Genomic DNA, 15,703 nt, shown 5'->3' on the forward strand with positions numbered 1-15,703 from the left:
ATATGGCCCGGCTTTTTCATTTTGGGAGATAAAACGTGACCCGGCCCTCCACGACAGAGCTTGCCAGCTTCGCCGCCTCGCTCGCCGATGCCGCACGCGGTGTTATCCGCCGCTATCATAATTTCGGCGTCAACATCGAGGCCAAGGCGGATGAAAGCCCTGTGACCGTGGCCGACCGTGGCGCGGAGCGTGTCATGCGCGCCCTGATCGAGGAACGCTTTCCGGAGCACGGCATTGCCGGCGAGGAATACGGCAAGGTTCGCGAGGATGCCGAATTCGTCTGGTCGCTCGACCCGATCGACGGCACCAAGGCGTTTATCACCGGCAGCCCGCGCTTCGGCACCCTGATCGGCCTGGTCGAAAACGGCGCGCCGGTGCTTGGCGTGATCGACATGCCGGTTCTGGACGAGCGCTGGATCGGCGGCCGGGACTACATGGCCCGGATGAACGGCTCCCCGGTCACAGTCCGCCCTTGCGAGCAGCTCTCCGACGCCATCCTCGCCGCCACCTCGCCAGCCATGTTCGAGGGCACCGAAGAGATCTACGCCAAGCTCTGCGCCGAAACGCGCTATCAGGTCTATGGCGGCGACTGCCACAATTTCGCGACGCTTGCAGGCGGCCATGTCGATCTCTGCGTCGAGGCCGGTCTGCAGGATTACGACTTCCTCGCCGTGGTCCCGGTAATCGAGGCCGCAGGCGGCATCGTCACCGACTGGGAAGGCAGGCGCCCCGCTCCGGGCTCGACCAACCGGATCTGCGCGGCGGGCGACAAGCGGGTCCACGAAGCCGCCCTGAAGATCCTGAACGGCTGAGGCCTGATCACTCTCCCTAATTCGTCATCCCGGCCGGAGAGCCGGGACCCAGGCGATGGCGGATTGCGCTCTATGACAACTAGGTCCCGGCTCTCCGGCCGGGATGACGGTCGTGGGTTTTGGTAGGCTGAAACTGCCGGTGCGCCTTTGCTCCGGCCCCGCGCCCGTGCTAGGACCGAATCCCCGCCCTGTTGAACAGATTTCCGGAGACTTCCATGCCCGCCGTTATGTTCCGGTCCACGAGCGATGCCGCGCCTGCCTGGGAAGAAATGCTGAAGCAGCGGATTCCGGATCTCGATTTCCGTGCCTGGCCGGATATCGGCAATCCGGAGGATATCGAGTTCGTGCTCGCCTGGAAGATGCCTCCGGGCACGCTTGATGGCATGCCGAACGTGAAATGCATCTGTTCGCTCGGTCAGGGTGTGGATCATATCTTCGCCGATCCCAACCTGCCGGAAGGCGCCCAGATCATGCGGCTGGTCGATCCCTGGATGTCCCAGGCGATGAGCGAGTGGGTGCTGCTGCATGTGCTGCGCTACCACCGCCAGGCGCCGGAATATGAAGAGCTGCGCAAGAGCAAGACCTGGAAATCCCTGCCGGCGCCGGATACGGCAAGCCGCAAGGTCGGCATTCTCGGCCTCGGGGCGCTCGGCGCGGATGCGGCTTCCAAGATCGCCGCGCTCGGCTTCGACACCGCCGGCTGGAGCCGGACGGAAAAGCAGATCGAGGGTGTGAAGAGCTATTACGGCGAGGACCAGTTGATGGACTTCCTGGCCCGGACCGAAATCCTCTGCTGCCTGCTGCCGCTGACCAAGGCGACCGAGGGCGTGATCAATGCCAAGACCCTGGCCGCGCTGCCGAAAGGCGCCTTCGTGATCAATTCAGGCCGCGGCGGTCATGTGGTCGAGGAGGATCTGCTGGCGGCACTGGACAGCGGCCATATCGCCCATGCGGCCCTCGACGTGTTCCGCACCGAGCCGCTGCCGCAGGACAGCCCGTTCTGGGAGCATCCGAAGGTCGATCTCTGGCCGCATGTCTCGGCCCAGACCAACCCGGTCAGCGCCGGAGACCAGGTCGCCGACGCGATCCGGAAAGTGTTCAGCGGCCAGGCGCCGGACAATCTGGTCGATCCGAAGGTTCAGTACTGAGTGGGATGTAGGAACAGGTGGCCGGCGTCAGTCGGCCGCGTCTGCCTCGAACCGGCTGCCGCGTGACGCGTCGACGACAAGATCGCCGAACTCGGTCAGGAAGACCGAGCCTTTCACAGTCCGCTGCACAAGCACGCTGCGCCGGTCCGTCTCATCCGGGCGGCGGCGCACGAAACCATATTCACCAAGACGATCGAGCGCCCGGGTAATGGCCGGTTTCGAAACGTTCAGGGCGGATGCGAGCCCGCGCACCGTGTGCGGCGGGTTCTCGATATAGACGGTGAGCAGAACCGCCAGTTGCCGGGCGGTCAGGTCCGGCGTATCGCGCCGGACGCTTTCGACCAGGGCTTTGCGCCAAATGCCAAGGGCTTGTATCGAATCGACAGCCATATCCGGTACCAGCATAACCCTGTTTGTTTCGAATTCGATTTGACAATACAGGGAGTAATCGCACTGCGCAACGAAAGATCGTTCGCGAAACGCGTATTTACTGTCAGCGAGCCCTATTTACCGGCCGTTAACCATAACGTTTGCGCAACATTTTATAAAAAGCCCGTATACCCATGACTTCCCCGCCTTCCGGACGCCCGGGCCGGGACTTGAGATTCCATGCCATTACGTCGACATGGGCCCATCGTGTCTCCGACGAAACGAAGTGCTCCAGGAAAAGCGCCGCCGTGATGGCGCCGCCGTAGCCGCCCGATCCGGTACTGGAAAGATCCGCGTTCGGCGACTTCAGCATCTCCCGGTAAGGCTGGTGCAACGGCATCCGCCAGAGCGCGTCCCGCGTCTCCAGCCCGCCTTCGAGCAGATCGGCGGCGAGGGCGTCATCGTTGCAGAAGAGCGCGGGCAGATCGGTGCCGAGCGCCACCCGGGCGGCGCCGGTCAGGGTCGCGAAGTCGAGAATCATGTCCGGCTTCTCGCTGTCGGCTTCGGTCAGCGCATCGGCCAGCACCAGCCGGCCTTCGGCATCGGTATTGCCAACCTCGACGGTCAGCCCCTTGCGCGACGGCAGGATATCCATCGGCCGGAAGGCGTTGCCGGAGATCGCATTCTCCACCGCCGGGACCAGCACCCGGAGCCGGACCGGCAGGCCCGCATCCATGACCAGTTTGGCGAGGCCCAGCGCATGGGCCGATCCGCCCATATCCTTCTTCATCATCAGCATGCCCGCAGCGGGCTTGATGTCCAGACCGCCGCTGTCGAAGATCACGCCCTTGCCGACAATCGTCACCTTCGGATGGCTTTTCTTGCCCCAGCGGATATCGATCAGGCGCGGCGCCCGGTCGGCGGCGCGGCCCACGGCATGGATCATCGGGAAATTCTCGGCCAGAAGCGCCTCGCCCTCGATGATCTCGATCTTCGCCTTGTAGGCTTTGGCGAGATCGGACGCCGCGTCTGCAAGCTCTTCCGGGCCGAGATCGTTGGCCGGCCGGTTGATCAGGTCGCGGGCAAGGCCGGTGGCCTCGGCGAGGCGGTGCACCTCATCCTGGTCGGCACCGGCAGGCCAGACCAGCTCGGCCTTGAACACGGTCTTTTCCTTGAACTTGTCGAACCGGTAATGCGCCAGTGCCCATCCGGTCGCGGCCCGGGTCGCGGCCTCAGGCGTCAGATCGGCATCGAGAAAATAGCGGCCATTCGGCAAGGCGGCCGGCAGCGGCGCCAGATCCCAGAGACCGCCGCCTGGCTCCTCCTGCTCCTCGACACCGAACAGGACGCGCTCCAGCCCGCCGTCGGCCCCCGGCACGAAACAGGTTGCCCCCGGCGCCGCCAGGAACTCCGATTCGCGGATCCATCTGACAATCCGTGCGTCCGATCCTTTCAGCCAGGCTGGAAGGGTCGCTGCGCTGACAGGTGACAGCGGAACGGATTTCGGGGTCGCTTTACCAACGAAACGGAACGGCATCGGGGAGCTCCAGTGAAAGAGACGGTGCTTTTGTTCTAGCCCGCGCGGCAGGCCTGCTCAAGCGAAGCCGCCATGGCTGGGACGTGACGCGCTGTATTCTGCATGTCAGAGGTTGCGTGCCGGGGCCGAGCCGGTTCAAATGGCGGCAACAACGCTCGGAGGGAGCATCGTCATGGCGCCGTACAGCCTCATCATTGGAAACAAGAATTATTCGTCCTGGTCGATGCGGCCCTGGCTGATGATGAAAGCGTGCGACATCCCGTTCGAGGAAACAGTGATCGCGCTCGATACGCCGACCACGCGCCAGGAGATCCTGCGGCACTCGCCGTCCGGCTTTGTTCCGGTCCTGAAGGACGGGGAGCTGACGGTCTGGGACAGCCTGTCCATCGGCGAGTATCTGGCCGAGAAGCATCCCGACGCGAAATTATGGCCGGCGGATCCGATCGCCCGTTCACGGGCGCGCTCGGTCTCTGCCGAAATGCATTCCGGTTTCGGCGCCGTGCGCAAGAACATGCCGATGAATGTCCGCTCCAGCTTTCCCGGTCACGGGCGCGCTCCCGGCGTGCAGGAAGATATCAACCGGATCACGGCAATCTGGCGCAATCACCGGCGCCGGGTGACCGATCCCGCCGACGGCCCATTCCTGTTCGGCCACTTTACGATCGCGGACGCGATGTTCGCCCCGGTGGTATCGCGCTTCCGCACCTATGGTGTCGAACTGGCGGATGAAGCCGCGGCCTATGCCGAGGCGGTCTGGGACTTTCCAGCCATGAAGGCCTGGGTGGAAGACGCCAGGAACGAGCCGATGGTGATCGACCGGCACGAATTGTAGGCCGCTAGCGGGCCGCCAGTCCGCGCTCCAGCCGGGGGTAATACAGCGCCATGGTCCCGGCCCTGACCAGCAGGAACAGACAATAGGCGGCCCATAGCCCGTGATTGCCGTACAGGTCGGTCAGCGGCCAGGCCACCGCGACGAAGACCGTGAGGGCGATCAGCATTCCGTTCCGCATCTCCGCCCCGCGCGTTGCCCCGATGAACATTCCGTCGAGCTGGAATGACCAGACCGCGACAAGCGGGATCGCCGCCGCCCACGGCAGATAGTCACGGGCGACATCCCGCACCGCCTGGATGCTGGTCATCAGGTCGATGAAAAGACTGCCGCCGGCGAAGAACAGCACGGTCATCAGGACAGCCAGCACGGCGGCGCCTTTTGTGGTGGCAATCACCGCCGCGCGAAGTTGCACCCGTGATCGCCGTCCGATCGCCTCGCCGACCAGCGCCTCGGCGGCATGCGCATAACCGTCCAGACCGTATCCCGCGACGCTTTTGAAGATCAGAAACACCGCATTGGCCGCCAGCACCGTGTCCCCGAGCCTCGCGCTCTCGTTCATGAAGAAGGCGGAGGCCGTCAGCACTGCCAGCGTGCGGATGAAGATATCCCGGTTCACCGCCATCATCGCCTTCAGGCGCCGGACCGCGGCAAGTTCCCGGAGACGCGGCAGACGGACATCGCGCGGCGCCAGCCGCCAGACCAGTACGGCGCCAACCAGAAGCCCGACATACTGGGCAATCACCGTCGCCAGCGCGACACCCTCGATGCCCCAGCCGAGCCCGAGCACGAAGATCAGGTTCAGCGCCACATTCACGCTATTGATGACGACCTGCTGGACCAGCCCGCCGCGCATGGCCTGCATGCCGAACAGCCAGCCCAGGACCGAGAAATTGCACAGAGCCGCCGGAGCGGCCCAGACCCGGATCATGAAATAGGACCGCGCCGCCTCTTCAACCTCGTCGCTGCCGTCCAGGATGGAGAAAGCGAAGTCCGCCATCGGCGCTGTCAGAGCGAGGCAGATCCCGCCAAAGAAAAGAGACAGCAGCAAAGCCCGGCCGAGGCTGGCCAGAACCTCCGTCCCGTCACCGGCGCCTTTCGCCTGGGCGACGAAACCGGTCGTTCCCATGCGCAGGAAGCCGAAACCCCAATAGATGTAATTGAACAGCAGGGAGCCGAGCGCCACGCCGCCGATATAGAAGGCCGCATCCAGATGGCCGACCACGGCGGTATCCACCGCACCGACGAGCGGCACCGTGAGGTTGGACAGCACGACGGGCCAGGCAAGCGTCCAGACCCGGCGATTGATGGTTGGCTGAGCAGACACGTCTCTTGCTGCCTTCGAATTCTCGGGGTGGCGGGGTGTAATCCACCCCGGACCATAAAGACAAGCCTGTCCGGCCGGTCCGAATAAATTCGTACGGCTGCCCGTCATATCTGTAGAGGGCCAGATCTGTAGAGCCGGGTTCAAGCGGTCAGCGCCAGGAACCCCGTGAGAAGGATCAGCGCGCCACAGGCCAGGCGAAACAGGGTAAGCGCCCGCCGGATATCGCCCATGCCGGCATCGCCACCGCCCGCGCCCATCCAGGCATCCTCGACAATCTTGCCGCCATAGACGCGCGGCCCGGCAAGGCGCAGCCCGAGCGCGCCCGCCATCGCCGCCTCCGGCCAGCCTGCATTGGGCGAGCGGTGCAGACGGGCATCCCGCAGGGTGGCCCGAACAGACGAGCGGGCATCCGCGCCGGGCACCACGAAAGCGGCAGCCCATATCAGCACAGCCGATAAGCGCGCCGGGATGAGGTTCGCCAGATCGTCCAGCCGGGCGGATGCCCAGCCGAATTCCCGATACCGGTCGTTCTTGTGGCCGATCATGCTGTCGGCCGTGTTCAGCGCCTTGTAGGCAAGCAGGCCCGGCAGGCCGGCAAGCAGGTACCAGAAAGCCGGCGCCACCACGCCGTCGGAAAAATTCTCCGCCGCCGTCTCGATGGCCGCCCGGCTGACGCCGCCCTCGTCCAGTTGTTCGGGATCGCGTCCGACGATCATCGAAACCGCCCGGCGCGCGCCCGGCAAGCCGTCCGTCTCGAAGGCACGTGCCACTGCGGCGACATGATCGTGAAGGCTTTTCTGCGCCAGGAAGACGGACGCAATCGCCGCTTCCAGAAGCCATCCGTAGCTTACGAAAGAAACAAGGCGATGCAGCAGCCAGCCAGCCAGCGCGGCGGCGGCAAGCAGAAGGACGGTCAGAAAGACACCGCCCCGACGGCGGGCCGCATCGCCGGCCCCGGGCCGGTTCCAGCGGGTCTCGCCCCAGCCGATCAGATTGCCGAACAGAACGACCGGGTGCGGCAGCCTGTTCCACAGGGCGGGCGGATCGCCGATCACAGCGTCGAACACCAGCGCCAGGCAAAGGATACCGCCCACGCTCTGCAATGCCGCCTCGATCATAACTACGCGTTCCCGCCGGTTTTCAGGTTCACGCCGACTGACACCATTTCAGGCGCCGTTTCCAGAGAATTCTATCGGTGTAAATGTCGTGGAGCGCGTCCGGGCTGTGCGCTCTGGAGACAAAAAAGTGGCCCGGTCATGACGACCGGGCCATTTCGATTCAAGTGAGTTCTCACAAGGAGAATCGGCTAAGGGACTCACCGCATACTATTATGCGCCTTCCGATTTTAATTTACAATACGTAAACACATATCGTTTAATTAGTTAAATCGTCTCCTCATTTACGTTTGAAAGGTTTGCTGATGGGACGGCGCTATTTCACACGCAGACGGCACGCTATAAAGGCAAGCCGTCTCTGGGTCAGGACCACGACGTGGATCGCCGCGCCGTGCCTCATGTCATGGTTGGCTTTCAAAGCCGTCACGAACGGAACGCTGGATCTTGCAGCGATCGCCGTGATTGCCGTTTTGGCCGCTATTTATCTGGTTTCGGTGCTGCGCGTGCGCGGGCTTTCCGGCGAATGGACGTTTTTCTGAGGCCGCTTTTCAGCTTCCCTTTACCTGAACCGGAAGTCCGGCAACGACCAGGGTCACCCTGTCCGCGATCGCCGCGATGCGCTGATTGAGACGCCCCGCATGATCGCGGAAGGCGCGGGCGAGCCTGTTCTCCGGCACGATGCCGAACCCGACCTCGTTGGCGACCAGCACCAGATCGGCGGATGACGCACTGACGGCCGCACAAAGCCGCTCTATCTCCGCCTCGATATCCGCATCGCCAAGAAGATGGTTCGTCAGCCAAAGCGTCAGACAATCGACGAGCAGAACCCGGCCGGGCTCCGTCTCCCCTTTCAGGATGGCCGCAAGACCACGCGGCTCCTCAATGGTCTGCCAGCCGTCCGCCGCACGGTCCGCACGGTGCTGCGCGATGCGGGCCTTCATCTCGTCATCATGCGCCTCGGCGGTCGCGACATAGATCAATGCGCGCTCCGTTTGCCGGCAGATACTTTCTGCATAACGGCTCTTGCCCGAGCGGGCGCCGCCCAGTACCAAGGTCACCGATCCGCTGCTTTGCGTCATAAGGGCTGTCCTTCATTCGCCTGTCCCGCGCACACGGAGCAGAGTACACTTCGGCAAGGCCCGGTCATACCCGGGCAGGTCGGCAAACAGGAGCAAGACATGCCACAAGACGATCTGACCATGAGCGCCCAGTTGCTTCTGGAATCTGTCGAAGAAGAGAATGCCGATCTGCGTGAGGCATGGGAACAGCTTGAGCGGATTCTCAACACCATGCGTGCCGAAGGCCTGCAGCCGCCGGAAGATCTTCTGAAGCTGGAAGAGCGCATGAAAGCCGATTTCGCGGCGGACAATTCCGGGAACTGACGCGCACCTGACGTGTGTCTGACAGCCCTCGTCCGAACGCCCGCTAGCGCACCATCCCCGCGGCCCTGGCCCGGGGATCGCCGACGGCGGCCATGCTGCCATCTTCATTCACCGCGACCGCCTGCACCGAGGCCAGCATCGGGTCCCGGCCCGGGCTGAGCTTGAGCTGCAGCCCCCGCGCCCCGGCAATGCCGGCGACGGTCTCCTCAAGCTCGGCATCCGCCAGAAGCGTCTCGGTTTCCGCATGCAGCCGGGCACGGCCGACCGCATCCGGCAATGCATCGCCGAGTACCAGGCTGTTGAACAACACCTGCATGATCGACGTCGGAATCCGGGTCGATCCGGAAGCACCGATGGCCATGCGCACCTTGCCGTCCCGGAACATCAGGCTCGGCATCATGCTGGATACCGGACGCTTGCCACCGACAACCTCGTTCGGGTTCCCGGGCCATGGGCTGAACAGCATCATCTGGTTGTTCAGCAGAATGCCCGTCCCCGGCAGCACCACGCCTGAATGGTTGTTGTTGGAATAGGTGATGCAGGCCGCATTCCCGTCCCGGTCGATCACGGCGAGACTTGTGGTCTCGCTCGACTCCCCGGCGGCGACGTTCACGAATGCCGGATCGCCATATCCGGCGGCCCGCTTCCGGAACATCTCCAGCATCGCGCCCGCCAGCAGATCGTAATGCGCGCCGTCCGTGACGCTCTCGCCCTCCAGCGCCGCCAGTCCGCCGAAAACCAACCCGCCCGATGACGGCGGCGGCATGGTCGCGACGTCATGCCCCTTGAACCGTGCGGTCGCAGGCGCCCGCCAGATCGCCGCGTAACTTTCGAGATCGGCGCGGCTGAGAAAGCCGTCATGCGCCTCCATCTCCGCCAGCAACAGATCCGCAAGGGCGCCTTTGTAGAAACAGTCCGGGCCGTCTTTCGCGATCATCCGCAGGGACTGGCCATATTCCGGATTGGCCATCTCTTCCCCTGCCCGGTAGAGACTGCCATCCGGCTTCAGCAAAAGTTTACGCGTCGCTTCCGTCAGGCTCAGCAGTGCTTCCGTGCGGGCCATACGCAGGGCCGCCTTGTGCCCGACCTTGAAGCCGCCTTCCGCCAACCCGATCGCCGGCTCCAGCACGTCGGCCATCGCCAGCTTGCCGAATTTCGTCTGCGCCTCGCCGAGCCCGCGCACCGATCCCGGGACCGCAACCGAGCGATGCCCGCGTTCATTCTCGCGGCCCTTCACCCGGACGACATAAGCGTTGTCGGTATCCACGGATGGATAGAGATCGTAACGCGCGGTCATCGGGGCCACGCCGAGGAAATCGACGGACTCCGTCTTTCCGCTGGCGGCATCATGCAGGATCATGAAGCCGCCGGCGCCGATGCCGGAATCAAGCGGCTCCACCGTGCCCATGACATAAGCTGCCGCAACCGCCGCATCGATGGCGTTACCGCCGGCTTCGAGGATATCCAGTGCCGCGCGGGACGCATCGGCATTGCCGCACGCCGCCGCACCTGCTTTTGGCGTGCCCTGTTGCCATGTCGTGATGCTCGGTTCCCGCTCGGCCATGTCGTCCTCTGGATGCGTAATCTTGGAAGCGCGCGAGTGTGATCTATTCCAGCGCGCCCTGCACTCGAATATTGCGGTATGCAGAATCTACGTTCCGGCATTGATCGCGCTGGTCGCCGACAATCGTGCACGCACCGGCTCTTGCCCGCCATCCGCCGCCGGTCTATGTCGAAGCGTGGCCCCGAGCCGTTCCGTTATCCGCGCCGAGAAAGAGATATCCCGTGTCGAAAACCTATCGCCTGCTCCTGACCCAGCCGAAAGGCAGCCCGCGCTACGAGATGCTGAAGAGCAATCTGGAAACGGACTGGGAGATCAAGACCTGGGCCAAGGATGACGGCGAGGATGCCTTCCGCGAACGGGTCGCGGATGTGGATGTGCTGGTCGGCGGCGGCGTGCCGGATCTGCCCCAGGGCATTCCGCTGAAGCTCTTCCAGATCCCCTTTACCGGCTACGACTGGACCGGGCCGGAGAAGATCCCGGCAGGCACTGTTTTCTGCAACACCTTCGAGCATGAGACCACGATCGCCGAACATGTGTTGGCCGGCATGCTGGAATTCCAGACCGGCCTGCTGCGCGAGACCCATCCGATGATGAAGGAGAAATCCTTCAATGGCCGGGACATCTCGAAAGGCCCGATGCACCGCGAGATGCGCGGCGCCACCGTCGGTATCGTCGGCTACGGCCATATCGGCCGCGAAGTCGCCAAGCGCTGCAAAGCCTTCGACATGCGGGTCATGGCGCTGTCCCGGACCAAGCGGGACGAGCCTGACGTGGTCGACTGGTACGGCACCCTCGACGACATGGACACGCTGCTGGCGGAAAGCGATTTCGTCATCGTCACCGCGCCGCTGAACGACGACACGCGCAGCATGATCGACCGCGAAGCCTTCGGCAAAATGAAGTCCGACGCGGTGATCTGCAATGTCGGGCGCGGCGCCGTAGTCGACGAGGCAGCGCTTTACGAGGCGCTGTCGAGCAAACAGATCCGGGGCGGGATCATCGATGTCTGGTACACCTACCCGTCGAAGAAAGACCCCAATCCCTGGCCGTCCAAATTCCCGTTCCAGAAGCTCGACAATATCATCATGTCGCCGCACAACTCGGCCTGGAGCAACGAGATGGCCAACCGCCGCTGGGCCTTCGTCGCCGCCAATCTCGACCGGTTCGCCCGGGGCGAGGAGCTGGAGAATTTCTGCTTCGAGGGCACCCGCCAGGGCTGATCCAGACAGGACTTAATACCGTTCGGCCGGGCACCGGCGGCAAGCCGCCACGTCCGGAGGACCGGATCCATTGAGCGCTGCTCGCGGATGTTTGCCCCTGCGAAAGGCAGAGAGCGGTCCGGACGACATTATTTATCGCGATTAACCCGCAAGACCATTAGTGCAAGCCGGTCAATGCCTCGACGAGCACGGCGGTCAGGGCGGACCGGGTCGAGGCGTGCCGCTCGACAACGATGACCTTGCGGGTCGCAACAGGGTCCCCGAACGGCAAAACCCGGATAGCGTCCCGCGTCCCCGGATCGAGCGCATAGGCCGGCACGACGGCCACGCCAAGCCCGCAGGACACCATCTCGATGATCGGCTCGATCGCATCCAGCTCCATCGCCTCATCCACAGCGAGGCCGCGACGGCGCAGTGCATGTTCGATGATCCGGCCAACGCCGGTACGCCTGTTGAAGCGGATGAAGGGATGGCGCGTCAGCAATTCCGCGTCACTCGCGCCCGCAAGCGCCGACGGCGCGATCACCGAGAGCGGCTCCTCGAAAATCAAGTGGTCCTTTAGTTCCGGAGGCAGACGATCCGGCGCCGTCAGAATGGCGGCATCCAGCTCCCCATGCGCAACCCGCCCCAGCAGGCCCGCGGAAAGGCCGCTTTCGATCCGCACCCGCAGATCCGGAAATCTCTCATGCAAGCTGGTCAACGCACCCGGTAGAACAGCAGTGCTCGCGGTCTGGATCACGCCGAGCCGGAGCGTGCCCGCGATATGCCCGTCGGGCTGCACCGACTGTTTCAGATCCTCGTATTGAGTCAGGATCGCCCGTGCCTGCGGGATCAGTGCGGTGCCCCGGTCATTCAATACCGGAGGGCGGCGGGACCGGTCGAACAGATCCGCGCCCAGCTCCTGCTCCAAAGTCCGCATCTGCATGCTGACGGCGGACTGGGCAAGCCCGAGCCGATCCGCAGCAGCGGCAAAACTGCCCCGGGCGGCGACTTCGAGAAAGATCTGCAGGCGGCGAAGTGACATCGACTCTTCTTCAATATTTTTGATTTTAAGTATCAGAAATATGCGCTTGCCTGAAGTTATTCCCAACCGCACACTTCACGGACCCGTGAGAGGCGCGTGAATTTCGCGCTCTACCAAAATCAAGAAGACCCGCGTGAGGAAGCAGCCATGTTTTTCGACCTGACCCCGGAGCAGAAAGACCTGCAGGCCCGCGCCCGCGCCCTTGCGGCGGATGTGATCGCCCCGAACGCCGCCGAGGTGGATCGCAGCGAGCAATATCCCTGGGACAATGTGAAAGCGCTGACCGACGCCGGATTCATGGGCATGACCGTGCCGAAAGACTATGGCGGGCCGGGCCGCTCCTATCTCGACACCGTGCTGGTGATCGAGGAGCTGGCGGCGGCCTGCGGCGTTACCGGTCGCATCGTGGTCGAGGGCAATATGGGCGCGATCTCGGCCATCATGACCTACGGCACCGAGGCCCAGAAGAAGCTTGGCGCCGAGCATGTGCTCGGCGGCGACAAGCTGGCGATCTGTATCACCGAGCCGGATGCCGGCAGTGCCGCGACGCTGATGACCACACGGGCCGACAAGCGGGGCGATACCTATGTGCTGAACGGCAAGAAGCACTGGATCACCGGCGGCGGCGTTTCCCGCCTGCACCTGATCTTCGCCCGCGTCTTCGACGAGGACGGCACCGAGCTTGGCATCGGCGGCTTCCTCGCCGACAAGGACAAGGCAGACGGACTTGTCATCGGCACCCGCGAGCCGACGATGGGCCTGCGCGGCATTCCGGAAACCGAAGTGATCTTCAATGATCTGGAAATCCCGGCTTCCATGGCTCTGCTGCCGCCGAGCGGTTTCAAGCGCGGTTTCGCCGATCTGATGAGCGCCTATAACGCCCAGCGCGTCGGCGCCGGAACCGTCGGCATGGGCATCGCGGCCGGTGCCTACCGTCACGCCCTCGCCTTCGCCGGAGAGCGCGAGCAGTTCGGCCGCCCGATTGCCGAATTCCAGGGCCTGCAATGGATGCTCGCGGATATGTCCGTGCAGCTCGAAGCCGCCCGCTCGCTGATCTGGCGGGCGGCGGCCAGCGCCGAAGGTCCGAGCGCCCCGTTCCCGGACGCGACCCTGGCGGCGCAGGCCAAGATCATGGCGTCCGAGATGGCCATCAAGGTGACGACGGATGCCCTGCAGGTGTTCGGCGCGCGCGGTTACTCCCGGAACTATCCGATGGAACGGATGCAGCGGGACGCCCGCATGTTCACGATCGGCGGAGGCACCGCGCAGATCTTGCGCACCGTCGTCGCCTCCCGCATTCTCGAACGGAAATTGCCGCAGACCCGCGACGGGCATCTGCGCCTCGCCGAAAAAGAGGCCGCGGTGCGGTTGGCTGCTGAATAGCCTCGTATAAGGAAGTCCCATGCGTATTGCCGATGTGATTGCCCGCCGCCTGTACGAGGCGGGGGTCCGCTATGCCTTTGGCGTGCCAGGGGGCGAAGTCCTGACTCTGGTGGATGCGCTGGAGAAAGCGGGCATTCGCTTCCTGCTGGCCAAGCATGAGAACGCCGCCGGCTTCATGGCCGAAGGCATCTGGCACATGACCGGTGCGCCGGGCGTGCTGGTCTGTACCGTCGGGCCGGGCGCCGCGAACGCGGTCAACGTCACCGCCAATGCGGAGCAGGATCGGGTGCCCCTGATCGTGCTCACCGGCTGCGTCGATGCGGGCGAGGCCGTGACCTACAACCATCAGGTCTTCGATCACACAAAGGTTTTCGGCCCGGTCACCAAGGCCAGCGTCACCATGCCCGAAAAGAACGCGGACGCGCTGATCGACAAGCTGGTGCGCCTCGCCATGGCGGACCGGCCGGGCCCCGTGCATATCGATCTGCCAATCGCCGTCGCGGCGAAAGAGATCACGGACGCCAAACCGGTCAGACGCCCCGCGCCGCAGCCCTCCACTCCCGCGCCAGGAGACGCTCTGGATGCCGCCCGTGCTGCGCTGGCCAAGGCCGAGCGCCCACTGATCATCGCCGGGCTCGACGTGGTCAATCAGGGTGCTGCCGAAACGCTGGCCGGGTTTGCCAAAAAATTCGGCGCCCCGGTGATCGCCAGCTACAAGGCGAAAGGCGTCCTGGCCGAAGACAATCCGCTGTCCCTCGGCGGCGCCGGCCTGTCGCCGCTCGCCGACACGCACCTGAAACCGGTGATCGAGGCGGCGGATTTCATCCTGCTCGCAGGCTATGACCCGATCGAGATGCGCCCCGGCTGGCAGAACCTCTGGGACCCGGCGGAGAAGACAATCGTCGAGCTGCTGGCCGCGCCCGAATATTCCTACATGCATGACGCCACGATGACCTTCCACGCCCATGTCGGCGAAAGCCTGAAGGCCCTCGGAGATGGCGTCGCGCCGCGCGCCACCTGGCCCGGCACCCTCATCGCCGATACCCGTTCCGCCCTTGCCGGCGCCTTCGGCCAGAATGAGGCCTGGGGCCCCGCCGCCATCACCACCACCGTCCGCGCCAACACCCCGCCCGACACGGTGCTGACCATAGACAGCGGCGCCCACCGCATTCTCGCCAGCCAGGTCTGGGAAGCCCAGGTGCCGCACGCGGTCCTGCAATCCACCGGCCTCTGCACCATGGGCTGCGCCCTGCCGCTTGCCACCGGCGCCAAACTCGCCGCCCCGGACCGGGCGGTCGTGGCCTTCACCGGCGACGGCGGGCTGGAGATGGTGCTGGGTGAGCTGGTAACGCTGCGCGACCTGAAGCTGCCGGTCATCGTCGTGGTCTTCGTCGACGCCTCGCTGGCGCTGATCGAGAAGAAGCAGCGGGAGATGAGCTACGGCAATGCCGGGGTCGACATGCAGGAGACCGATTTCGTCGCCATCGCCGAAGCGCTCGGCGGCATTGGCATCTGGTGCGAGGACCGGAAGACGCTCGCTGCCGCGATCAGAACAGGCCTCGCCACCGACACCTTCACCCTCTGCGCCTGCCGGATCGATAGGCAGAGCTATGACGGGCGGATTTAAGTCCCGCCCGCTCTTAAACGTCATCCCGGCCACCGAGCCGGGATCTGTCAGATCGTAAGGCGGAATCTGCCTGCAAAAGATCCCAGATCAAGTCCGGGATGACGGTGGAGGGGGGAGCCTGTCCGCCCCCTAATACGTCATCCCCACGCAAGTGGGGACCCAGGGGAGCACGGATCTCGCCCTATGATCTCTGGGTCCCCGCTTTCGCGGGAATGACGGCTATTTATCGTTGGGAGAATAGGGGGCGGAGAATGAGGAAGAGTGAGACCTCAGCCTCCCCACCTCGTCATCCCGACGAAGGTCGGGATCCACGGATCATAGAGCTTTACCCGCCATCAATGGATCCCGAATCAAGTTCGGGATGAC

The 15,703-nt window shown here is 64.2% G+C and carries 15 protein-coding genes; 8 read left to right on the forward strand and 7 right to left on the reverse strand.

Annotated features, from left to right (window positions below; all coding sequences use genetic code 11):
* Positions 1-35 precede the first annotated feature (35 nt).
* Both VOI22_RS16980 and VOI22_RS16985 read left to right on the forward strand, forming a co-directional pair.
* Complete coding sequence (locus tag VOI22_RS16980) at positions 36-812, forward strand: inositol monophosphatase family protein (protein ID WP_323797642.1); 777 nt, start codon at positions 36-38, stop codon at positions 810-812.
* A gap of 215 nt (positions 813-1,027) precedes the next feature.
* The gene (locus VOI22_RS16985; protein WP_323797643.1) at positions 1,028-1,960 is read left to right on the forward strand and encodes a glyoxylate/hydroxypyruvate reductase A; all 933 of its coding nucleotides are present in this window, start codon (positions 1,028-1,030) and stop codon (positions 1,958-1,960) included.
* Positions 1,961-1,987: 27 nt separating this feature from the next.
* Here VOI22_RS16985 and VOI22_RS16990 read toward each other — a convergent pair whose 3' ends face one another.
* Together VOI22_RS16990 and VOI22_RS16995 are read right to left on the reverse strand one after the other, a co-directional pair.
* A complete protein-coding gene (locus VOI22_RS16990) occupies positions 1,988-2,350 on the reverse strand; it encodes a MarR family transcriptional regulator (protein WP_323797644.1) in 363 nt (120 codons plus the stop codon).
* A 127-nt stretch (positions 2,351-2,477) separates the two neighbouring features.
* Positions 2,478-3,866 carry a leucyl aminopeptidase family protein gene (locus tag VOI22_RS16995; RefSeq protein WP_323797645.1) on the reverse strand — a complete coding sequence of 463 codons (1,389 nt, stop codon included), beginning with the start codon at positions 3,864-3,866 and terminating at the stop codon, positions 2,478-2,480.
* A gap of 172 nt (positions 3,867-4,038) precedes the next feature.
* Between VOI22_RS16995 and VOI22_RS17000 the strand changes: the two genes are divergently transcribed.
* Complete coding sequence (locus tag VOI22_RS17000; RefSeq protein ID WP_323797646.1) at positions 4,039-4,698, forward strand: glutathione S-transferase family protein; 660 nt, start codon at positions 4,039-4,041, stop codon at positions 4,696-4,698.
* Between the two features lie 4 nt (positions 4,699-4,702).
* Here VOI22_RS17000 and VOI22_RS17005 read toward each other — a convergent pair whose 3' ends face one another.
* Both VOI22_RS17005 and cbiB read right to left on the reverse strand, forming a co-directional pair.
* A complete protein-coding gene (locus VOI22_RS17005) occupies positions 4,703-6,022 on the reverse strand; it encodes an MATE family efflux transporter (protein WP_323797647.1) in 1,320 nt (439 codons plus the stop codon).
* A 140-nt stretch (positions 6,023-6,162) separates the two neighbouring features.
* A complete protein-coding gene (gene cbiB, locus VOI22_RS17010) occupies positions 6,163-7,140 on the reverse strand; it encodes an adenosylcobinamide-phosphate synthase CbiB (RefSeq protein ID WP_323797648.1) in 978 nt (325 codons plus the stop codon).
* Positions 7,141-7,442: 302 nt separating this feature from the next.
* Between cbiB and VOI22_RS17015 the strand changes: the two genes are divergently transcribed.
* Positions 7,443-7,676, forward strand: a complete 234-nt coding sequence (locus VOI22_RS17015) for a hypothetical protein (protein WP_323797649.1) — start codon at positions 7,443-7,445, stop codon at positions 7,674-7,676.
* 9 nt (positions 7,677-7,685) lie between these two features.
* Here the strand turns inward: VOI22_RS17015 and cobU are convergent, their stop codons facing one another.
* Positions 7,686-8,216, reverse strand: coding sequence for a bifunctional adenosylcobinamide kinase/adenosylcobinamide-phosphate guanylyltransferase (gene cobU, locus VOI22_RS17020; protein WP_323797650.1), 531 nt, complete (start codon positions 8,214-8,216; stop codon positions 7,686-7,688).
* Between the two features lie 99 nt (positions 8,217-8,315).
* Between cobU and VOI22_RS17025 the strand changes: the two genes are divergently transcribed.
* On the forward strand, positions 8,316-8,519 hold the full coding sequence (locus VOI22_RS17025) for a hypothetical protein (RefSeq protein WP_323797651.1): 204 nt from the start codon (positions 8,316-8,318) through the stop codon (positions 8,517-8,519).
* 43 nt (positions 8,520-8,562) lie between these two features.
* On the opposite strand, the gene VOI22_RS17030 is transcribed toward VOI22_RS17025, so the two are convergent.
* Positions 8,563-10,083, reverse strand: coding sequence for a gamma-glutamyltransferase family protein (locus VOI22_RS17030; protein ID WP_323797652.1), 1,521 nt, complete (start codon positions 10,081-10,083; stop codon positions 8,563-8,565).
* 221 nt (positions 10,084-10,304) lie between these two features.
* On the opposite strand from VOI22_RS17030, the gene VOI22_RS17035 reads away from it, so the two are divergent.
* Positions 10,305-11,303, forward strand: a complete 999-nt coding sequence (locus tag VOI22_RS17035) for a 2-hydroxyacid dehydrogenase (protein ID WP_323797653.1) — start codon at positions 10,305-10,307, stop codon at positions 11,301-11,303.
* Between the two features lie 157 nt (positions 11,304-11,460).
* On the opposite strand, the gene VOI22_RS17040 is transcribed toward VOI22_RS17035, so the two are convergent.
* Entirely contained in the window at positions 11,461-12,327 is an 867-nt protein-coding gene (locus tag VOI22_RS17040) for a LysR substrate-binding domain-containing protein (RefSeq protein ID WP_323797654.1), read from the reverse strand.
* 96 nt (positions 12,328-12,423) lie between these two features.
* On the opposite strand from VOI22_RS17040, the gene acdA reads away from it, so the two are divergent.
* Positions 12,424-13,710: a 3-sulfinopropanoyl-CoA desulfinase gene (gene acdA, locus VOI22_RS17045; RefSeq protein ID WP_323797655.1), complete on the forward strand. Its 1,287-nt coding sequence runs from the start codon at positions 12,424-12,426 to the stop codon at positions 13,708-13,710.
* Between the two features lie 19 nt (positions 13,711-13,729).
* On the forward strand, positions 13,730-15,337 hold the full coding sequence (locus VOI22_RS17050) for a thiamine pyrophosphate-binding protein (protein WP_323797656.1): 1,608 nt from the start codon (positions 13,730-13,732) through the stop codon (positions 15,335-15,337).
* Positions 15,338-15,703 lie beyond the last annotated feature (366 nt).

Source organism: Nisaea sp. (assembly GCF_034670185.1).
GTDB lineage: Bacteria > Pseudomonadota > Alphaproteobacteria > Thalassobaculales > Thalassobaculaceae > Nisaea.

What these genes read in the sequence shown, in the direction of transcription:
- VOI22_RS16985 (WP_323797643.1), top strand. Translation starts at nt 1,028, where the DNA reads ATGCCCGCCGTTATGTTCCGGTCCACGAGCGATGCCGCGCCTGCCTGG.
- VOI22_RS16990 (WP_323797644.1), bottom strand. Translation starts at nt 2,350, where the DNA reads ATGGCTGTCGATTCGATACAAGCCCTTGGCATTTGGCGCAAAGCCCTG.
- VOI22_RS16995 (WP_323797645.1), bottom strand. Translation starts at nt 3,866, where the DNA reads ATGCCGTTCCGTTTCGTTGGTAAAGCGACCCCGAAATCCGTTCCGCTG.
- VOI22_RS17000 (WP_323797646.1), top strand. Translation starts at nt 4,039, where the DNA reads ATGGCGCCGTACAGCCTCATCATTGGAAACAAGAATTATTCGTCCTGG.
- cbiB (WP_323797648.1), bottom strand. Translation starts at nt 7,140, where the DNA reads ATGATCGAGGCGGCATTGCAGAGCGTGGGCGGTATCCTTTGCCTGGCG.
- VOI22_RS17015 (WP_323797649.1), top strand. Translation starts at nt 7,443, where the DNA reads ATGGGACGGCGCTATTTCACACGCAGACGGCACGCTATAAAGGCAAGC.
- cobU (WP_323797650.1), bottom strand. Translation starts at nt 8,216, where the DNA reads ATGACGCAAAGCAGCGGATCGGTGACCTTGGTACTGGGCGGCGCCCGC.
- VOI22_RS17025 (WP_323797651.1), top strand. Translation starts at nt 8,316, where the DNA reads ATGCCACAAGACGATCTGACCATGAGCGCCCAGTTGCTTCTGGAATCT.
- VOI22_RS17030 (WP_323797652.1), bottom strand. Translation starts at nt 10,083, where the DNA reads ATGGCCGAGCGGGAACCGAGCATCACGACATGGCAACAGGGCACGCCA.
- VOI22_RS17040 (WP_323797654.1), bottom strand. Translation starts at nt 12,327, where the DNA reads ATGTCACTTCGCCGCCTGCAGATCTTTCTCGAAGTCGCCGCCCGGGGC.
- VOI22_RS17050 (WP_323797656.1), top strand. Translation starts at nt 13,730, where the DNA reads ATGCGTATTGCCGATGTGATTGCCCGCCGCCTGTACGAGGCGGGGGTC.